Source organism: Pseudoalteromonas sp. AWH4_217 (assembly GCF_056161105.1).
The window spans coordinates 17191-35775 of the sequence record NZ_JBSWYM010000025.1; the positions used below are offsets into that span (position 1 = coordinate 17191).

An 18585-nucleotide genomic window follows, 5' to 3' on the forward strand; every position below is an offset into this window, starting at 1 on the left:
CGCATAAAAAAAAGCCGGTTAATAATTAACCGGCTCGATACAAAACTTGTATTTAATAGGGGGAAATCAACAATATGCTTACTACAAACTTGGCGTTAACAACAAGCATAATGATAGACCCTCCCTTGTTCTAAAAAGTTCAGAAAAAAATTAGCTTTTTATCATTTCGAGCATTTGCGCTTCATTAAACTGAGTCAAATTCACGCCTGCATCAGCAAACAAAGCGTCTACCAGAGCCTGCTTGTCTTTTTGCATCTGATAGACTTTCTGCTCAATTGAATTAGCGATGATCAGCTTATAAACAAACACAGGCTTATCCTGACCAATCCGGTAAGCTCTGTCCGTCGCCTGATTTTCGACGGCAGGGTTCCACCAGGGATCAAAATGGATCACGGTATCAGCCTGAGTCAAATTCAGACCCGTTCCGCCCGCTTTAAGACTGATCAGGAAGACATCGACCTCACCCTCAGTGAAGCGAGCAATTACTTTATCGCGTTGACGTGTTTGACCTGTCAGCATAGTGAAAGGAATATTCAAGCCGTCACAATGGCTGGCAATCATGTCCAGTACACTGGTGAACTGGCTGAAAATAATCACCTTGCGACCTTCTTCTAAGAAAATAGGTAAGTGACCTGATAACCAGTCAAACTTTGCGCTGTTGAACGTCTGAGTTTTATCAACCAGGCTGGGATGGCAACAGATCTGACGCAACTTGAGAAGGGCATCTAAAAATGCCAGCTTACTGCGCTCCACACCCTGTTCTTTAAACAGATCAACCAGATTAGATTCGATTTTAGCCTGTACCTGATGGTACATATCAGCTTGTGCACCGCTGAATTCAAGCTTTTTAACCAACTCAGTTTTTGCTGGGAGCTCGCGCACAACTTCGGACTTAGTTCGGCGCAAAATGAAAGGCGCAATTAAAGACTGTAACTCTTTGGCACGTCGAGTATCGCTTTCTTTCTCGATAGGCTGCTGGAAGTAGTGCTTAAACTGTTGCTTGGTACCCAGTACGTCAGGCATTACAAAGTCGAGCAAAGATTTTAACTCAAGGAGGTTATTTTCGACCGGCGTACCACTCAGACAGAGTTTAAATTCAGCAGATAGCTGCTTAACACATTTGGAAATCTGCGCGGTTTCATTTTTAATGTACTGTGCTTCATCAAGCACAATAGAATCGAATTCCAGCTCAGAGTAGTGCGCTAAATCACGTTTTAGTAACGGGTAAGTGGTGATTATAAAGCGTGCATTAGCGACCTGATTGAGCTGCTTGTCACGCTGTGCGCCATGCACCGTCAGCAACGGCAGGTGTGGCGCAAAACGACGGAATTCGTTCTGCCAGTTACCAACCAGACTAGTCGGACAAACAATCAACGAAGGCTTGGTCACTAACGTGTTGTGTTGAGAAATAAAATAAGCTATCACCTGAAGCGTCTTACCCAGCCCCATATCGTCAGCAAGAATGCCACCAAGTTGATGGCGATTCAGGAAACGTAACCAGTCTACTCCCTGCACCTGATAATCACGGAGCGTAAAATGCTCAGCAGAGTCGGGCACACCAGAAGCATGCTGTTGTTCAGGCTTGCTCAGTTCGTCAAGATAATCTAACAAGCGCCTGTCATCAGACACACTTTCAACTGCGTTTAGCTCAAACAGCTTACTGGCATACGACAGAGGAAATTTGAACTGTGAACTGGACAGGTAATAGCTAAACCTTGTTTTTAGCAGTATCAACTCGTCGTAGACGGCTTTAGGTATGGCATAGAACTGCTCTGCGATATCAATGTACTGATAAACATTAGCCAGAGAATTGACTTCATGGGAAGGTACTTTGTCCCAGTCCAGCGTAACCAGCTTATCATCAAACATAACCCGGCCAATGACGTGGTGTTTTTTGTCTCGTTTTAGTACCAAAGTGACCTTTGGCGCCTGTACCGCTCGACCACCTTGTAATTCATCTACCTGCCAGAGTTTACTTTGTAGGTAAGGGCGAACTTCGCTATTAAACCAGTGATAGGTAACATCATCATCATGCGGAAGCACAAAGTGATTTTGTTGAGCTGAGAAGCCAAGTCCATTAAGCATTTTCTCGCATCGGTTAAGCTGCTTAGCTTTGGAGTAACGACCCTCTTTATCCAATAATGACAAAGCCAGCTTCAGAGGTGAACCAGGCTCAATACTCAATCTGGCAACCAGCTTGTCTTTGTTGATAAGATGCTCATGTCCATGAGGCGGCGGAACTATATTGTCGGCAAATACATCCTGAAATCGTTTAATCACGGCCTCAATCTTACTAGCGTTGATCAAAGGCATTGTGTGCAAGTGGGCAATTTCCTGAGCACTTAGTTCCGATTCGATCCGACCTAGTAACATATTTTCAGTATCGAGATAGACAGGCGGATCCGTTTTGATCAATTGCCACTGCTCGACCCCACTTAAATGACTGGTCAAACGATATTCATCACGCTCTTTTTCCCAACTAAACTCCAGGTGTTGCTTATGACCAAAAGCAAGCGGTCTGCGGCTGTTTTGGTAAAAACAGCGCTTGCTCTGCACAAGCTGTTGTAAGGCTGAAAATCCCCAGCTTCCTGATAGCTCGAAGTGACCTGGCGTATTTTGCGAGCGGATCCAGGAAAACAACCTGAAGTCGCTTTCCAGGATATCCTTTGGCGGTACCTGACTGTTGAGCTGGTGTTCGGTCAGTGCGCGGCCAAGAGGATAAACACCATCGGGCTTTTGCGGGGTGGTTTTTGGGTTGACCAGCAGTTCATTACCACGGGACTCGAGCACGAATAACAAAACATTGGTGACATCCAGATCATTGGCCTGTTGCAATTGTGCGAGCTCATTGAACCAATCGTTGACCAGATAGGACTCACCAAAACCACCCGAGTGGTCTATTTTCAGCTTCAACAGGACAGCCGCGATGTGGCGACATTTAGGGTTGTTTGAACACGTGCACTGGGCTTCGACAGAAGGCGCCCCTTTAATCTGTTCTATTTTGATGTGTTGAGTGAAGGTATTGCCGAAGTTACCCATCACCTGAGCGTCTATCTTTGTGAAGTCCTCAGAGTGCTCCAGAAAGCTAATCTGTTCATCATGCAAATATTGCTTGGCCTTACTTAACAAGGCAGCATTGAAATACTGTTTGAGAAATCGTTCGGACAGCGGAAACTGGGTCGACTGTTCTTGTTTAATTTCCTCAAATAGTGCTAGAAGTTGCTCTTTAGATAACTGCGAAGACATTCGTTTACAATAAAAAAGACGTAAAAGAGCAGTATATGAAATTACGTATTTGAGCTAAAGGGGCAAATGGCGATAAATCCGGAAAATTTGACTGGTTGGATGACAACAGTGCGGATACAGTACGAATAACGGCCGATAAACCCGGCCGTTATTGTTTAATTGAAACTTGCAAGCAATTTTTCTAATTGCTCCAGCCGTTTCTCGGTCATAACGCGATCATCTATCTTAACTGTGACAGCACCGCTCTTTATGTTTCTTTGAACTTTGACATAGTCGTTTTCAAGCAATGCGATGTTTCGGGACTCTGTCTTTGCAAAAGTGGTCAGATAATTTGTGAGTAATACCGCTCGTTTTTCGTCACTGACGGCCTCCGAAGTTAGTTTCTCGGGCGTATACTCTGCCACTTTTTGCTTAAACCCCTCACTATGTTCCTGAATAGCAATGATCAACTTTTTAGCAGCTTCACGACCCAAATGGTTCGCCGTTGGATATAGACTCACAACTTCGAGCGGGATTTGCTCATATGCTTTTAACGAATCTGCAATAGCGGTATGTGATAAGCCCTCTATAGCTGCAATTTCACGGTAAGATCCTTTCTTACCCTGTTGGATAAGTGCCTGCTTGGTTTGGGAGAAGGCTTTACCCTGTTCCCACAAACTCGGCGCTATATATTGATCCGATGACACTGAAAGTACTTTGGCATCTTCATCTGTGAAGTCAGCAGAAGTTAAAATGACATAATCAGCGCCTCCGAGCAGGCAGGCTTTCCTGCGTCTGGAGCCTGACAACACTTCATGCACAGCGCCTTTCTCCCAACATAACGCAGGGTGTAGATTGCGCTTGTCGGCCTCAATAGCTGGTAGAATGTCAGCCACAGAACGCTCGTTAAGCAGTGTCTGGTCACGCCTGTTATCGCCATATACTTTTGTGATCTGTGCGATCTCGTTGTGCTTAATTACCTTACAGATCAGAGTGATCATTCTGTTAGGATCGCTGGGAGCCGGCATGGTGATCACATCACCCACTTTTGCCTGATCCAATAGATCATCTAAACTACTGCCCTCAACGGGTGTTGCAAATGGATCGATGCGTGTATCGTTCTTACGTTTTCTAGCCATGAAATTGTTTACCTGCTTACTGATCGAGTGATGACTGAGTTGATGGCCAATTTGACCGAACTAACATTTCTAGCTCATCCACGACATCTTTTATATTTTCCTGTGATTTGATCAAAGACTCTCTGCTTGCAAGTGAATCAGAGGTTTTTTGATCAAAAATAGTATTAAACGATGAAGAGCTTGCGGTGATCGCAGAGCTGTGATTTATAGGGTAGCTCATCACTTGACGACCAAACGCACTACGGACGTCTTTCACGATATCACGTTGAGAATGGTTTCCTTTGACGTAATTTGTGACCAAAAACTGCATGAAATCCCAGCCTTCATGTCCAAGCGCTGCGACTGTATGGTAGATCTCTCCCAGTCTTTTTAAGTACTTGTTATTGGCATCGAAATCGACGGCTTCCGGATGTACAGGGATAAGCATGGCCGTAGAGGCCATCAGTGCATTGTAGAACATGAAGTTAAGCGAAGGTGCTGTGTCTATCAAGATAATGTCGAACTGTTCTGAGACTGGCTCTATGACCTTTTCTTTTAACTTATGGTAATGACGTGTTTGTGCATAACTGGATGATTCTTTCAGTTCAGTAGCAGTTTCATGTTCAAAGTAAAAATCGTCCATACCTGACGGTAATACGCGAATATTAGGAATATGTGTTTCTCTGAATGCATCTGATACCAGTTGTTGCCAGGTTTCACCTTCATCTAACTCGATACAGTCGCGCATAAGATCGCCGACAGTGATTGGCTCCGGATCCTGAGAAGGGAAGAAGCTGGAAGATGATCCTTGCGGATCCAGATCGATGATCCCAATGCGATATCTTTTAATGTTCGTGGTAGCAAGGGCTGCTGCGATATTTACCAGACTGGTTGTTTTACCACATCCACCTTTGAGGCTGTTTATAACGATAACCTGTAGCTTGTCATTTGGTTTTCTGTGGTCAGCTTCAATACCTAATATCTCGGCCATTGAGAAGATGTTGGCCAATGTATAGGCGTAATGGCCGTTTGCACCTTTTTGGATAGCCAAGTGATCAAAATCACCTTGATCATGACGTCGCTTAAGTGTTCTATTGTTTACGCCAAGTAAGTCTGCTGCTGCCTTTTGTGTATATGTGCGAAGTTCTTTATCTTCACTTTTAAGATGTGCGCGATAATGCTGAATTCTACCTTCTAAGGATTTTTCAGCGACTTCTGCGGTTGCTTTAAGCAGCCTGTACGTTGAGAGCGCATTGCTATTGATAGACATACGTTATTTCCTTCAAATGATGGGAATTATTATAATGTCCATTACTTTTGCAGTAAACATAAAAAAACAAAGACATCTATATTTATACTTTACCTAAAGTATAAATAAATAAGTTTAGGAATGGTTAGATCTATAGGTATTAAAGGCTAAGAGACAGATATCTACATTTATCTAACTGTTTTTTAAGAAAATATCGTCAAACTTCTGGATCAAGAAAATACTTGGTTAAGATCAGATCTTTTCGTACTCCTAGATCGGTGTTTTACTAACAGGGTTTTTAATATTTCCAATATGCACAACTTATACACATACTTGTCCACTATCCGTGCGTAATGGATCCATATTTTACTAAGTTAATTCAGTAAGTTATACACTTTATTTATCGTTTACACTGGTTTTAATAGGTATAGATCTGATCTGTACTTAGAATAGATCGGATCCTTACCAGCTTGATCCGTTTTTATCCACAACAGATCTGAGAAAGCCTGATTTACAGGCCTGTTTGAAGCCTTTACGGGCGTTTTTGAAGTGGTTTGGTGTATGAGTTGGTATAAACTGGATCCCTGGGGGCCGAGTCTTAGTAAAAAAGTGATCCAAGACTGATTTTTTAGTGCAGATCAGTTTTTTACTAACTTAAACAATTAACTTTTGATCGTGAATGTGTTGTCATTAACCGTCGCAAAATTCTGGAAGTAATAAAATGAGCCGTAAGGTAAACATCTCCGTTGATAATTTACCTGATTCCCTTAGAGGTCAGATCCATGGTGTTGAAAGTGCAACCGATAACGAAAGTTTAGCGTTGTTTACTGACAACAAAGATGTTCGAGTATCATTAGAAAGTGCTAGTCATGGTTTGCGAGCTTATTCTAACACTTTTAATCATTACGACCTTTGGGGCCGCTTTGTGCGCTCTGGCTATAAAAAGTTACCTCTTGAAGAAGCGCCAAAGAAAACCATTATTTCCAGAAGAATTTCGGAAAAAGTCGACGGTATTGTTTACGATGGTGAACTAAAAATCACTCCGGCTGTTGTAAGTAGTAAAAAAGATGGTGAAGAAGCAGAATTTCTTGTGTGGCCGTCGGACCGAGAGGAAAAAGTTGAGCGTGCTCTTATTCGTCTGGCTTCAAAAGGTAAGATTGTAAAAATCAATTTTAAGTCCGGTATTCAATATGCTGTGATCTTCTCTATGAATGAACTGGCCCAGGAGCTAAAAGCTGTTGGTCAATCAATGCCTTATCCGCAAATTAAAGAATCTTTAGAGGCTTTGCAAGGTTCAAAGCTGTCGTTCAAATACCGTGCAACAGACACAAAAAGTACAGATATAGATGACTCATTTTATGAGTCTAATATGAACTTTTTATCGTCACTTCACTTCAGTGGTAAAAAAGGGCAAGGTGGTAACGTTAAGTGTGTGGCCTGTCTGAATGCTTTTGTTCATAATATGATCGACAATTTAGAGTATAAAGGATACTACTTTAATAGCGCGCAAGAACTTAAACGTGGCCTTTCTCGCTGGATGATGTTGCGCTTATACCACTTATGGAGATATGCCGCCCCGGGAAAAACTTATCATTTCCGTCTACTATCTATCATGGAAAAGTATGGCTCAATCTACCCAGATGATGAAATAACCGACAATAAATTGAAAGCATTACGACGAGATATGACGACGACTATGAAAGACCTGATCGAAAAAGGGGCTATCTCTGAGTATCATATTTCTAATGTAAAAGATGATAAAAGTGGCAAAATCGTAGACTATGTATACGAAATGCATCCTTCAGCACAGTTCTGTGATGAAATATTAGCTTTAAATAAACATAATAAGCGAATTGAAATCCAGGGTGGTAAGCGAATTGTCGAAAACGCGGAAGTGATCGACGAAGATACCTTGGAAGAAATCGTGAAAAAGTAACTTGATTGGAAATGATTGAGTTTGGTTCTTTCATACGAAGAGCTAACTATTATTATGTTAAATACTAAGTGATATTGAATTTTCGACATGTCAGCAGAGTTTTGATATTTATAAGATGGATAATGTGTCTTCCTTAATTGCATAGTGTTGATTGAAAAACCAGATTTAACAACACATAGAATCATATTTCGTATTTACATATCTTGTGTTTTTTTGATGGTAAAACGTTCGCTTATATCCGACCTTTGAAGTAACCTCTTTGTTCAGGCATATATTGATAGCAGGGTAAAGGGGTTCAGGATAGGGCAATCTTAAAAGAATGATTTCTACACCTTAATTAATGATGTGTTCTTTACGAGGTAGTACTTAGTGTCAAACCTGGATGGACTGGCCGATCATGTGGATCAACCTCAAACTTGTCAGTTTGCATTCGGTGTTCCACGTATCCGGCCTTAAGGATAAGATACTGGGTACTGCTTTAGCTAAATGGCTGGCAAGGCTGCGATGATTTGGGGTTAATCATTATATTTATGATGTGTTCTTTATAGGGCAGTACTTAGTGTCAAACCTCGATGGACTGGGCGGTCATGTGGATCAACCGCAAACTAGTCAGTTTGCATTTGGTGTTCCGACGTATCTGGTCTTAGGGATAAGATACTGGTTGCTGCTTTAGTTGAATGTTTGATAAGGCTGCGATGATTTCGGGCTAATCATTATATTTATGATGTGTTCTTTATGAATGGTACTCAACTTCAAAATCTGGTTCGGCTCAGATATTGATGGCTGTTTTAGGAGATTAGAGAAGTAAGGTAGCGATGCTTTGTGTGACCTATCGCTTATTAATGATGTGTTCTTAAGGGAAGGCTCAGTTTCTAAATATGGCGAGGACAAGTGCCCATATGGATCAAAACTAAGCTTGTTTGCATTTGGTGATCTGATATGGAGGGGATCGAGGGTAAGATACCGATTGCTGTGTTAGGTGACTGGGGTACAAGGCTGCGATGATTTATGTGACCAATCGCTTATTAATGATGTGTTCTTTAGGGAAGGCTTAGTTTTGATCCATATGGCGAGGACAAGTGCCCATATGGATCAAAACTAAGCTTGTTTGCATTCGGTGTTCTGATATGGAGGGGATCGAGGGTAAGATACCGATTGCTGTGTTAGGTGACCGGGGTACAAGGCTGCGATGATTTATGTAACTTATCACCTAATTTATGATGTGTTCTCCGTGAGTAGGTACTCAACTTAAAAATCTGGTTCGGCTCAGATATTGATGGCTGTTTTAGGAAGGTCGAGTAGTAAGGTAGCGATGCTTTGTGTGACCTATCGCTTATTAATGATGTGTTCTTTAAGGAAGGCTTAGTTTCTAAATATGCCGAGGACAAGTACCCATATGGATCAAAACTAAGCTTGTTTGTATTCGGTGTTCTGATATGGAGGGGATCGAGGGTAAGATACCGATTGCTGTGTTAGGTGATTGGGGTACAAGGCTACGATGATTTATGTTACTTATCACTTAATTTATGATGTGTTCCCCGTGAGTAGGTACTCAACTTGAAAATCTGGTACGGCTCAAGTATTGATGGCTGTTTTAGGAGAATAGAGAAGTATGGTAGTGATGCTTTGTGTGACCTATTGCTTATTAATGATGTGTTCTGACATGGAGGGGATCGAGGGTAAGATAGCGATTGCTGTGTTAGGTGACTGGAGCACAAGGCTACGATGATTTATGTAACCTATCACCTATTTTATGATGTGTTCTCCGTGAGTAGGTACTCAACTTAAAAATCTGGTTCGGCTCAGGTATTGATGGCTGTTTTAGGAGAATAGAGAAGTAAGGTAGTGATGCTTTGTGTGACCTATCGCTTTTTAATGATGTGTTCTTTAGGGAAGGCTTAGTTTCTAAATATGGCGAGGATCGAGGATAAGATACCGATTGCTGTGTTAGGTGACTGGGGTACAAGGCTGCGATGCTTTGTGTGATCTATCGTTTATTAATGAAGTGTTCTTTATGAATGGTACTCAACTTATAAATCTGGGGCGGCTCAGGTATTGATGGCTGTTTTAGGAGGGCTGAGTAGTAAGGTAGCGATGCTTTGTATGATCTATCGCCTATTAATTTGCTGTGTTAGGTGATTGGGACACAAGGCTGCGATGATTTATGTATTCATCGTTCAGTTTATGATGTGTTCTTTATGGAATAGTACTTAGCGTCAAACCTGGATAGACTGGGCGGTCATGTGCATCAACCGACACTAGTTAGTTTGCATTCGGTGTTCCACGTATCCGGTCTTAAGGATAAGATACTGGTTGCTGCTTTAGTTGAATGTTTGATAAGGCTGCGATGATTTATGTGACGAATCACCTAATTTATGATGTGTTCTCCGTGAGTAGGTACTCAACTTAAAAATCTGGTTCGGCTCAGGTATTGATGGCTGTTTTAGGAGAATAGGGAAGTAAGGTAGTGATGCTTTGTGTGACCTATCGCTTATTAATGATGTGTTCCCCGTGGAGTAGACACCTAACTTAAAAATCTGGTACGGCTCAAGTATTGATGGCTGTTTTAGGAGCGCCGATTAGTAAGGCAGCGATGCTTTGTAAGATCTATCGCTTATTAATGATGTGTTCCCCGTGGAGTAGACACCTAACTTGAAAATCTGGTATGGCTCAAGTATTGATGGTTGTTTTAGGAGCGACGAGTAGTAAGGCAGCGATGCTTTGTAAGATCTATCGCTTATTAATGATGTGTTCTTAGGGGTGGTGAAATATTCGTTGATTTGCGACTTTTCAAAGCACTCTCCATATTCAGACGTACATTGATAGCTGGGTGAACTACAAAGTAATGTGTAATTTTAATGTGATACTTTCACTGACTATCTATGATGTGTTCTAGCTGTGGATATTCCCATATTTTGGGCGAGGAGTATAATGGTTAGCCAGCTTACGAGTGCTCTTATTAGTTGTCAAAATAGATCTAGTGACAGTGTTTGGATATAGATCATAAAGGATGACTTACTTCAGTATATTTTGAAAAATGTCGAATATGGATTTCCGTTGTTAGATATACCTGATTTGAACTTGGCCGCTTTATTAAAGAAAATAAAATTTCATGTTTTCAACCTAGCGCTGGGTATATTGTGTTTATGTTACATATCACTTTAGCGACAAAGTCATTGCTCACTAAAAGATTAGTGAACAATGTGAGTGCTTACTATCGAATTTTTAATTTGACATCAAAGTTATAATGAAAGGGAATACGTAAGACGAGTAACGAAGATAATAATATCAAGAACAGACACATAACCATAATTAGTTAAAAAATTAATGATCCTTAAATAATATACAAATATATGAACAGTAAATTTTTGCACTTAAGTATATTAGTAGTTCATCAAACTAACCGTTCGAACGGAAATAGCTAAAAAGGAATGGATATACACTCAGTGCCTGTACTTTCAACTTTGTAGGTAATGTGTGATGTGTTAGTTCAGCTTCTACTTGTGATCCTCGCTAATTTTTTCTAGATAAATTCTTTCTATCAAATAATTGTATTCTTTCTTTCGTGGATCAGTATCTTCTCGAATGTAATTTTTTAACTCACCAATCTTTGTTTCTTTTTGTGGATTTAAAAGAACGAATGGAAGTGCACCGCTTACATGATATCGATTCTTTGCACTAAAACGAACATTCACCTCTGGGCTAACTCTGGTAGGGCGCCTAATCCGTAACTTTGCTGAAGAAGATAAACTTGAAACCCTAAGTCGTTCTTGTTCTACAATTGATTGCCAATTATTTTGGTCGATTGCTCTTGGATTAGTATATTGAGACGATCGTTGGAGTATGTCCAAAGCGGCCTTTTTAGACAATGTTTTTGTTGAGTGTTTGGTCATCCAGGTAAAACGGACTGAATATGGCACTGTGTGTTCAAAGTGTATCTTTCTATAAGCTGCCAAAGTTACTAACCCTGGCACCGCACTATGCACTGCTTCAAATCTTGCGTCGTTATTTGCAATTTCTAGAACTAGTTCTTTAAAGGCATCTTTAGCTAAGTTAATTTCGACTAGGCGATTTCGAATTTCACTTTTTGGGTCGTTAACTAAAAGCAATCCTGGATGGCGTGTAAGTACTTTGCCACTTTCTTTCTTATCAAGAAAAAGGTCTTTAAATGATGTAATACAATGTGAAAGAGCTACATCTCCCTTCAATTTTTCTACAGGAATACTTTCAGGAGCCGAAGTCTCGTCCTTTTTTTCTACAGCAGGAAGCTTAAAATATACAGCTTGTGTAATATCTGCAGCTTGTATCTCCTCACAGAACAAAGATATTTGTTCAAAAAGATAATCAAAATGTGACCTTATAGACAGTTTACTTTTCATGAGATGACCAATCAAAACTATTTAAAAACAGAAGTGATTATACACTTACTTTCCATTTTCTTGATAAAATTTGTTATAAGCTGAGTTTTGCTGCGGTAAAAATTAAATACAATATAAGTATGATGTGTTCCTATAATTCTAGACTACTTGTCTCTTTTTTACAACTTGATCTGGAGACGTAGTTAATTTTGTAGCAGCTAAACTCATGTTGAAATATAGAGAATTACTCGTAACTTCAAGAGCAGGGGCTAAAGCTTTTTGTGGGTCTGAATGAACATTTGTTGTAGTCAAAAAATACAGGCACATCCTTTTCCGAAAAATGACTCTTTCTACATCAGTAATTTCTGCAATCAATGAATAATAGCAATCTCAGGCACATATTCCTTCTTAGTAATCTATTGTTTCATTTCAATATAAGGGCGCTTATCAGTTCTCAAGAATTGATAGCCTGAAATGCTCAGAACATTCAAATTTGCAAAGGTCAACTTCGGCGGAAAAGAGTTTTCTTAGAAAACTTGTTTATGTGTGACCTAGCCGCAAATCTTAGTCTTCCAGAAAGAAATGCATCAATGATGTACCAAATAGATCAAATTTAATTGTCTATAGGAAACACATCTCGATTATCTATCTTAGCTTTTGAACTCTGGTACTAAAATTATCATCAATCAGGCCAACTGAAATCGGTGATTGATAGTAGTTGTTAGCTCTAACCGCCTTGATACTTTCTCATCTAATTTTTTAAGCTGATAAGAATATTTTGATAGACGGGTACCAGGCTAACCCCGAACTTGAACTCGTGATGAGCTATAAGTCTGCGCCGTTGTCGCACCAAAGAGCCTGTGCATGTTTCTCTGATATTACAACAATGAGCGCTCACAATATACTCACAATATAGTGCGCAGACTTATCCAACGAATCACTTTATGACCCTTTAAGCGGTGTAGCTTTAACTGCCACTTAAATTCTGCAGTTGTAAATTTTAATACTTCAGTGAATGGCTAGCCGGTTTGTTTAGTAATAAACGATCGTTGGCTTTCCTAACTGCATGATACTTCGGTTAAAACATGTCGCGGTAAAGCATATTTACACATTAGAAACCTCGCATGGCAGGGCTCGCAATCTGTGCGTAAAGTAAGGACATGCTTTTGGGTCAAAAGTGTTTATCGTAAGTATCTTATTCGAAATTGTAGTGTGTCATGGTATTAAGGCTGGGTTAGGTAACTGCTAAATGAGCGCCGCCGTTGAACTTTGACTAGTTCTAGACATGATACAGATTGTGGCAATAACCCCTTGAAATAACCATGACACGATATTCTGCCTGGATACAAGGGTCATCATCTTATGATTGCTATGTAGCAGGACATTGTAATCATAAGTTATCTTAGAAAACATACGCAAACTTATTGATAGTGAGTTAATTTAACATAATTACTTGATATGAAGAATTACCCGAAAACACATTAAACAGACCGAGTGGTATAGCTTTATTTTCTGGAGATTTACGTTTATATGACTGAGATGCTGAGTATTATAAAAATCTATAAATGTATGATGTGTTCTTTATTTTGTTTGAACTATTAATTTCTTCGAAATATCCTTGAAGCTGTAGCGTCTATAAGGTACCTTGCCTTTGAGGTAACTAATGAGGAATGAGGAAAATATGAAACCTTGGAGCCCAGATAGCTGGAGAGAACATCCGATTGTTCAACAACCTGAATATCCGGATAAATTAGAGCTTGATTCAGTAGAAAAACAGATTAATGCTGCACCGCCTTTGGTATTCGCAGAAGAAACCCGAAGTCTGTATAAAAGCCTAGCAGATGTGTGCGAAGGAAAGGCTTTTTTACTTCAGGGTGGGGATTGCGCCGAGTCGTTCGCTGACTTCAGCGCGACCAGTATAAGAGATACATTTAAGACGTTGTTGCAAATGGCAGTAGTGCTGACCTATGGAGGCAAGTGTCCGGTTGTTAAAATCGCAAGAATGGCTGGGCAATATGCAAAACCCAGATCTTCTGATTTTGAAACAATCAATGGTGTAGCTTTGCCTTCGTACCGAGGTGACATAGTAAATAGCTTTGAATTTACGGAAGAAGCTCGCATACCAGATCCGAAAAGATTACTGACGGCCTACCATCACAGTGCATCAACGCTCAACTTGCTGCGTGCGTTCGCGCAAGGCGGGCTTGCAGACCTTCATCAAGTCAGCCGTTGGAATATGAGCTTTGTTGCAGCAAATCCGATGAAAGAGAAGTTTCAGCAACTGGCCAATCGAATCCAGGAAGCACTCGAGTTTATGGAGGTTTGCGGTATCGACTCTACCGTTGCCCCAAGTCTTAAAGAAACTCACTTATATACTTCACACGAAGCGCTGCTGCTTGGTTATGAACAAGCCCTGACTCGCAGAGACCACTTAAGTGGTGACTGGTATGATTGCTCAGCACACTTTGTTTGGATTGGTGAACGTACAAGGCAACTTGACCACGCACATATCGAATTTTTCAGAGGAATTAAGAACCCGATTGGTGTGAAAGTTGGTCCAGGTATGAAACCTGACGAGCTTATCGAGTTGATCGACGCTTTGAATCCAGAAAACATACCCGGCCGCCTTACGCTGATCACCAGAATGGGGGCTGATGTTTTACCAGAAAAGCTACCGGCTTTAGTCAGAAAGGTTCAGGAGGAAGGCCGTAAGGTCGTGTGGAGTTCCGACCCGATGCACGGTAATACTGAAAAGGCTAGTACAGGCTATAAAACGCGTAGCTTCAATAACATTTTGCGCGAAATAAGTCAGTTTTTCGCAGTGCATAAAGCTGAAGGCTCATACCCTGGTGGTGTGCACTTAGAAATGACAGGTCAACACGTCACGGAATGTATCGGCGGTGCATATGGTCTGTCTGATGAAGACCTGGCGCAACGTTACCGCACACAATGTGATCCACGTTTAAACGCAGATCAGGTCCTGGAACTCGGATTTCTGGTTGCAGACCTGCTAAAGGATGCAAGAAACAGAGTATAGAACATAGGTAAAAGGGCCTTGAAGGCCCTTTTATTAGTATTTACGCCTTTCCAGATTAGTTTCAGACATAATCTTGGCTGATATCTCCTCGACTGAGAATTTAGTAGAGTTCAGGTAAGGTATTTTATTCTTCTTAAATAACATTTCTACCTCTCTGACCTCAATCCGACATTGACGTATTGATGCATATCTTGAATTAGCCATACGCTCCTGTCTTATGGCCGACAAACGTTCTGGGTCGATCGTTAGACCAAATATCTTCTGTTTGTAAGGCATCAAACACTTAGGTAAAGCGCCTTTTTCAAGGTCATCTTCTGTCATTGGATAATTTGCAGCTTTGATACCGTACTGCAGGGCCAAGTACAAACTCGTCGGTGTTTTGCCGCTGCGACTCACGCCAACCAAAATAATATCGGCTTTTTCGTAATCTTTTACATTTGCGCCATCATCGTTGGCCAGTGCGTAATTGACAGCATCAATCCTGAAGTCATATGTGGCTTCATGAATGCTGTGTGTGCGATGAACTTTTGGTACCGGAGCGACTTTCAGCTCTCTTTTTACAATTTCGCTGGAGTAAGACAAGAAATCATAACAAACCCCGTCTGATGCAAGAATAATATCGGACAATTCGGGGTTTACAAAAGTGAAAAACACCAGCGGCTTTTCGCCGGTTGATTGGGCTGTGGCATTAATTAGCTCTTTGATTTTTTCCGCTTTTTCGACAGTCTCCACAAAAGGGATCGTCTTATGATTAAAGTCTACGGGAAACATCGACAGCGTCGCATGCCCGAATACCTCTGATGTAATCGCTGTTCCATCAGATATATAAAATGCAGTTCTCATTTTAACCTTTCAATTACTTTTTTAGTATTTTTTCGTGTCGCGGTTTACGCCGCTATGCATTAAGTTGTAGAATGCCTTCGACCTATAGGAAGGTCAATTTTTCTCTCACATTAAATACAATTTGTTTTTGGAGACAGTTCCGTGCAAGACTACGTTCTCTGGTATCAAGAATTAGGTATGCAAGACGTACCTAGGGTTGGTGGTAAAAATGCCTCTCTGGGTGAAATGATATCTAACCTTGCCAATGCAGGTGTACAAGTACCCGGTGGATTCGCAACAACGGCAGACGCCTTTAATGAATTCCTCGAGCAATCAGGCCTGAATGAGAAAATTCACACTATTCTCGATTCCCTCGATGTTGACGACGTCAACGAACTTGCCAAAGTCGGCGCACAAATCCGCCAATGGGTTATTGATACTCCTTTCCAGCCAGAATTAGACCAAGCCATTCGCAACGCATACGCCTCACTACACGGCGATGAAAGCAACGATGTCTCCTTTGCTGTTCGTTCCTCAGCAACAGCCGAAGATATGCCAGACGCTTCATTTGCAGGACAACAAGAGACTTTCCTTAACGTTAAAGGTATCGACGCAGTAATGGTCGCTATCAAGCACGTTTTTGCCTCTTTGTTCAACGACCGCGCAATTTCTTATCGTGTTCACCAGGGCTACGACCATCGCGGCGTCGCGTTATCAGCTGGTATTCAGCGTATGGTACGTTCAGACAAAGCATCCTCAGGTGTTATGTTTACGATTGATACAGAATCAGGTTTTGAGGACGTAGTTTTCGTCACCTCGAGCTATGGTCTTGGTGAAATGGTCGTACAAGGCGCAGTAAACCCAGACGAGTTTTACGTCCACAAGCCAACACTAGCCAAGGGCTTGCCGGCAGTTGTAAGACGTAACATTGGCTCCAAAGCAATTCAAATGGTCTATTCGAACGATGAGTCTCACGGTAAGCAAGTAGAGATTGTTGATATGGACCCTGAGCTGTCAAACAAGTTCTCCATCACAGACAGCGAAGTACAGGAATTAGCAAAGCAAGCTGTTATCATCGAAAAGCATTACGGCCGTCCAATGGATATTGAATGGGCAAAGGATGGTAACGATGGCAAGCTTTATATCGTACAGGCTCGCCCAGAAACGGTACGCTCTAATGAAGATGCTAACGTAATGGAGCGTTATCAGCTTAAAGAAAAATCAAGCATCGTTTGTGAAGGTCGTGCAATTGGCCACAAAATCGGTAGTGGTGTCGTACGCGTACTTAACTCGATTGACGAAATGGATAAAGTCGAGCAGGGCGATATCCTGGTTACTGACATGACAGACCCGGATTGGGAACCTATCATGAAACGCGCAGCCGCAATCGTAACGAATCGCGGCGGTCGTACCTGTCACGCTGCAATCATCGCTCGAGAGTTGGGAATTCCGGCAGTAGTTGGTTGTGGTAATGCGACCGACACCATTAAACATGGTGATGAAGTAACGGTTTCGTGTGCAGAAGGCGACACGGGATATATATACCAAGGCAAACTAGACTTTGAAGTCATCTCATCACGTATCGATTCAATGCCTGACATTCCGATGAAGATAATGATGAATGTGGGTAACCCAGACCGTGCTTTTGACTTTGCTAAGTTGCCACATGCAGGTATTGGTCTTGCTCGTCTAGAGTTCATCATTAACCGAATGATTGGTGTACACCCTAAAGCGTTGATCAATTTCGACAGTCAGCCAGCTGATTTACAAGCTGAAATCAAAGAAATTATTGCTGGTTACGAGTCTCCTGTTGAATTCTACATTGCTAAACTTGTCGAAGGGATCTCTACCCTTGGCGCAGCATTTGCGCCAGAGCGCGTGATTGTTCGTATGTCAGACTTTAAGTCTAACGAATACGCAAACCTTGTTGGCGGTCAACAGTATGAGCCGGAAGAAGAAAACCCAATGATCGGTTTCCGCGGCGCATCTCGTTATATTTCAGAAGATTTCCGCGAATGTTTCGCACTTGAGTGTGAAGCAATCAAACGCGTTCGTAACGAAATGGGTCTCGATAATGTTGAAATCATGATCCCATTCGTTCGTACACTTGAAGAAGCTGCAAAAGTTATACAGCTGCTTGAAGAACACGGTCTTAAGCGCGGCGAAAATGGCCTGAAGGTTATCATGATGTGCGAGTTGCCTTCTAACGCATTGTTAGCAGAAGAGTTCCTTGAGTATTTCGACGGCTTTTCAATTGGTTCAAATGACCTGACTCAGCTAACACTTGGTCTCGACCGCGACTCAGGTCTTATTGCTCACTTATTCGATGAGCGTAACCCGGCCATCAAAAAGCTGCTTTCTATGGCAATTCAAACAGCTAAAGCAAAAGGCAAGTATGTAGGTATTTGTGGACAGGGACCTTCTGACCATGAAGACTTTGCAGCCTGGTTGGTTGATCAGGGGATAGATTCAGTATCGCTTAACCCTGATACTGTTCTCGAAACCTGGCTATACCTTGCTGAGCAAAACAAAGCTTAGATAAAGATTGATTAAGGCCTGCGTTATGCAGGCCTTTTTTAAAAGAATTATCTAAAACGTTTGTCTAGTTGAACACAGGCACTCTTAAACCATATTTGACTCTTTTTCAGCCATACTCGTGCCCACGGGTAATTGAAGGATAAGCAAAGCAACGCACCAAGCAGAAAGAAAATCGACGGGCCTGGTACCACAATAAACACTATCGCTAGCAAAGCACAAACCCCTGCAACTAAGTTCATCATAATTTTATTCATAGTGTGACCTCAAATTCGATATTGGTATTAAATTTACTCCATATATCT

Annotated in this window: 9 protein-coding genes; 3 read left to right on the top strand and 6 right to left on the bottom strand. The window is 41.5% G+C overall.

What is annotated here, in order from left to right:
• Window positions 1–150: 150 nt before the first annotated feature.
• From ACXAH1_RS21950 to ACXAH1_RS21960, 3 genes are all read right to left on the bottom strand, one after another.
• Window positions 151–3246, bottom strand: coding sequence for a DEAD/DEAH box helicase (locus ACXAH1_RS21950; protein ID WP_475199654.1), 3096 nt, complete (start codon window positions 3244–3246; stop codon window positions 151–153).
• Window positions 3247–3401: 155 nt separating this feature from the next.
• The gene (locus tag ACXAH1_RS21955) at window positions 3402–4364 is read right to left on the bottom strand and encodes a transcriptional regulator (RefSeq protein WP_475199655.1); all 963 of its coding nucleotides are present in this window, start codon (window positions 4362–4364) and stop codon (window positions 3402–3404) included.
• Window positions 4365–4380: 16 nt separating this feature from the next.
• Window positions 4381–5613: an AAA family ATPase gene (locus ACXAH1_RS21960; RefSeq protein ID WP_138553567.1), complete on the bottom strand. Its 1233-nt coding sequence runs from the start codon at window positions 5611–5613 to the stop codon at window positions 4381–4383.
• A gap of 700 nt (window positions 5614–6313) precedes the next feature.
• On the opposite strand from ACXAH1_RS21960, the gene ACXAH1_RS21965 reads away from it, so the two are divergent.
• Entirely contained in the window at window positions 6314–7528 is a 1215-nt protein-coding gene (locus ACXAH1_RS21965) for a hypothetical protein (RefSeq protein WP_054017691.1), read from the top strand.
• A gap of 3497 nt (window positions 7529–11025) precedes the next feature.
• Here ACXAH1_RS21965 and ACXAH1_RS21970 read toward each other — a convergent pair.
• Window positions 11026–11907 carry a DNA replication terminus site-binding protein gene (locus ACXAH1_RS21970; protein ID WP_475199658.1) on the bottom strand — a complete coding sequence of 294 codons (882 nt, stop codon included), beginning with the start codon at window positions 11905–11907 and terminating at the stop codon, window positions 11026–11028.
• 1660 nt (window positions 11908–13567) lie between these two features.
• Here ACXAH1_RS21970 and ACXAH1_RS21975 point away from each other — a divergent pair.
• A complete protein-coding gene (locus ACXAH1_RS21975) occupies window positions 13568–14923 on the top strand; it encodes a class II 3-deoxy-7-phosphoheptulonate synthase (protein WP_475199680.1) in 1356 nt (451 codons plus the stop codon).
• A gap of 33 nt (window positions 14924–14956) precedes the next feature.
• On the opposite strand, the gene ppsR is transcribed toward ACXAH1_RS21975, so the two are convergent.
• The gene (gene ppsR / locus ACXAH1_RS21980) at window positions 14957–15766 is read right to left on the bottom strand and encodes a posphoenolpyruvate synthetase regulatory kinase/phosphorylase PpsR (protein WP_475199660.1); all 810 of its coding nucleotides are present in this window, start codon (window positions 15764–15766) and stop codon (window positions 14957–14959) included.
• A gap of 141 nt (window positions 15767–15907) precedes the next feature.
• Between ppsR and ppsA the strand changes: the two genes are divergently transcribed.
• Window positions 15908–18283, top strand: a complete 2376-nt coding sequence (ppsA, locus tag ACXAH1_RS21985; protein ID WP_475199662.1) for a phosphoenolpyruvate synthase — start codon at window positions 15908–15910, stop codon at window positions 18281–18283.
• A gap of 47 nt (window positions 18284–18330) precedes the next feature.
• On the opposite strand, the gene ACXAH1_RS21990 is transcribed toward ppsA, so the two are convergent.
• Window positions 18331–18537 (bottom strand): PGPGW domain-containing protein, encoded by a 207-nt coding sequence (locus ACXAH1_RS21990; protein WP_475199664.1) that lies wholly within the window; start codon window positions 18535–18537, stop codon window positions 18331–18333.
• Between the last annotated feature and the right edge of the window lie 48 nt (window positions 18538–18585).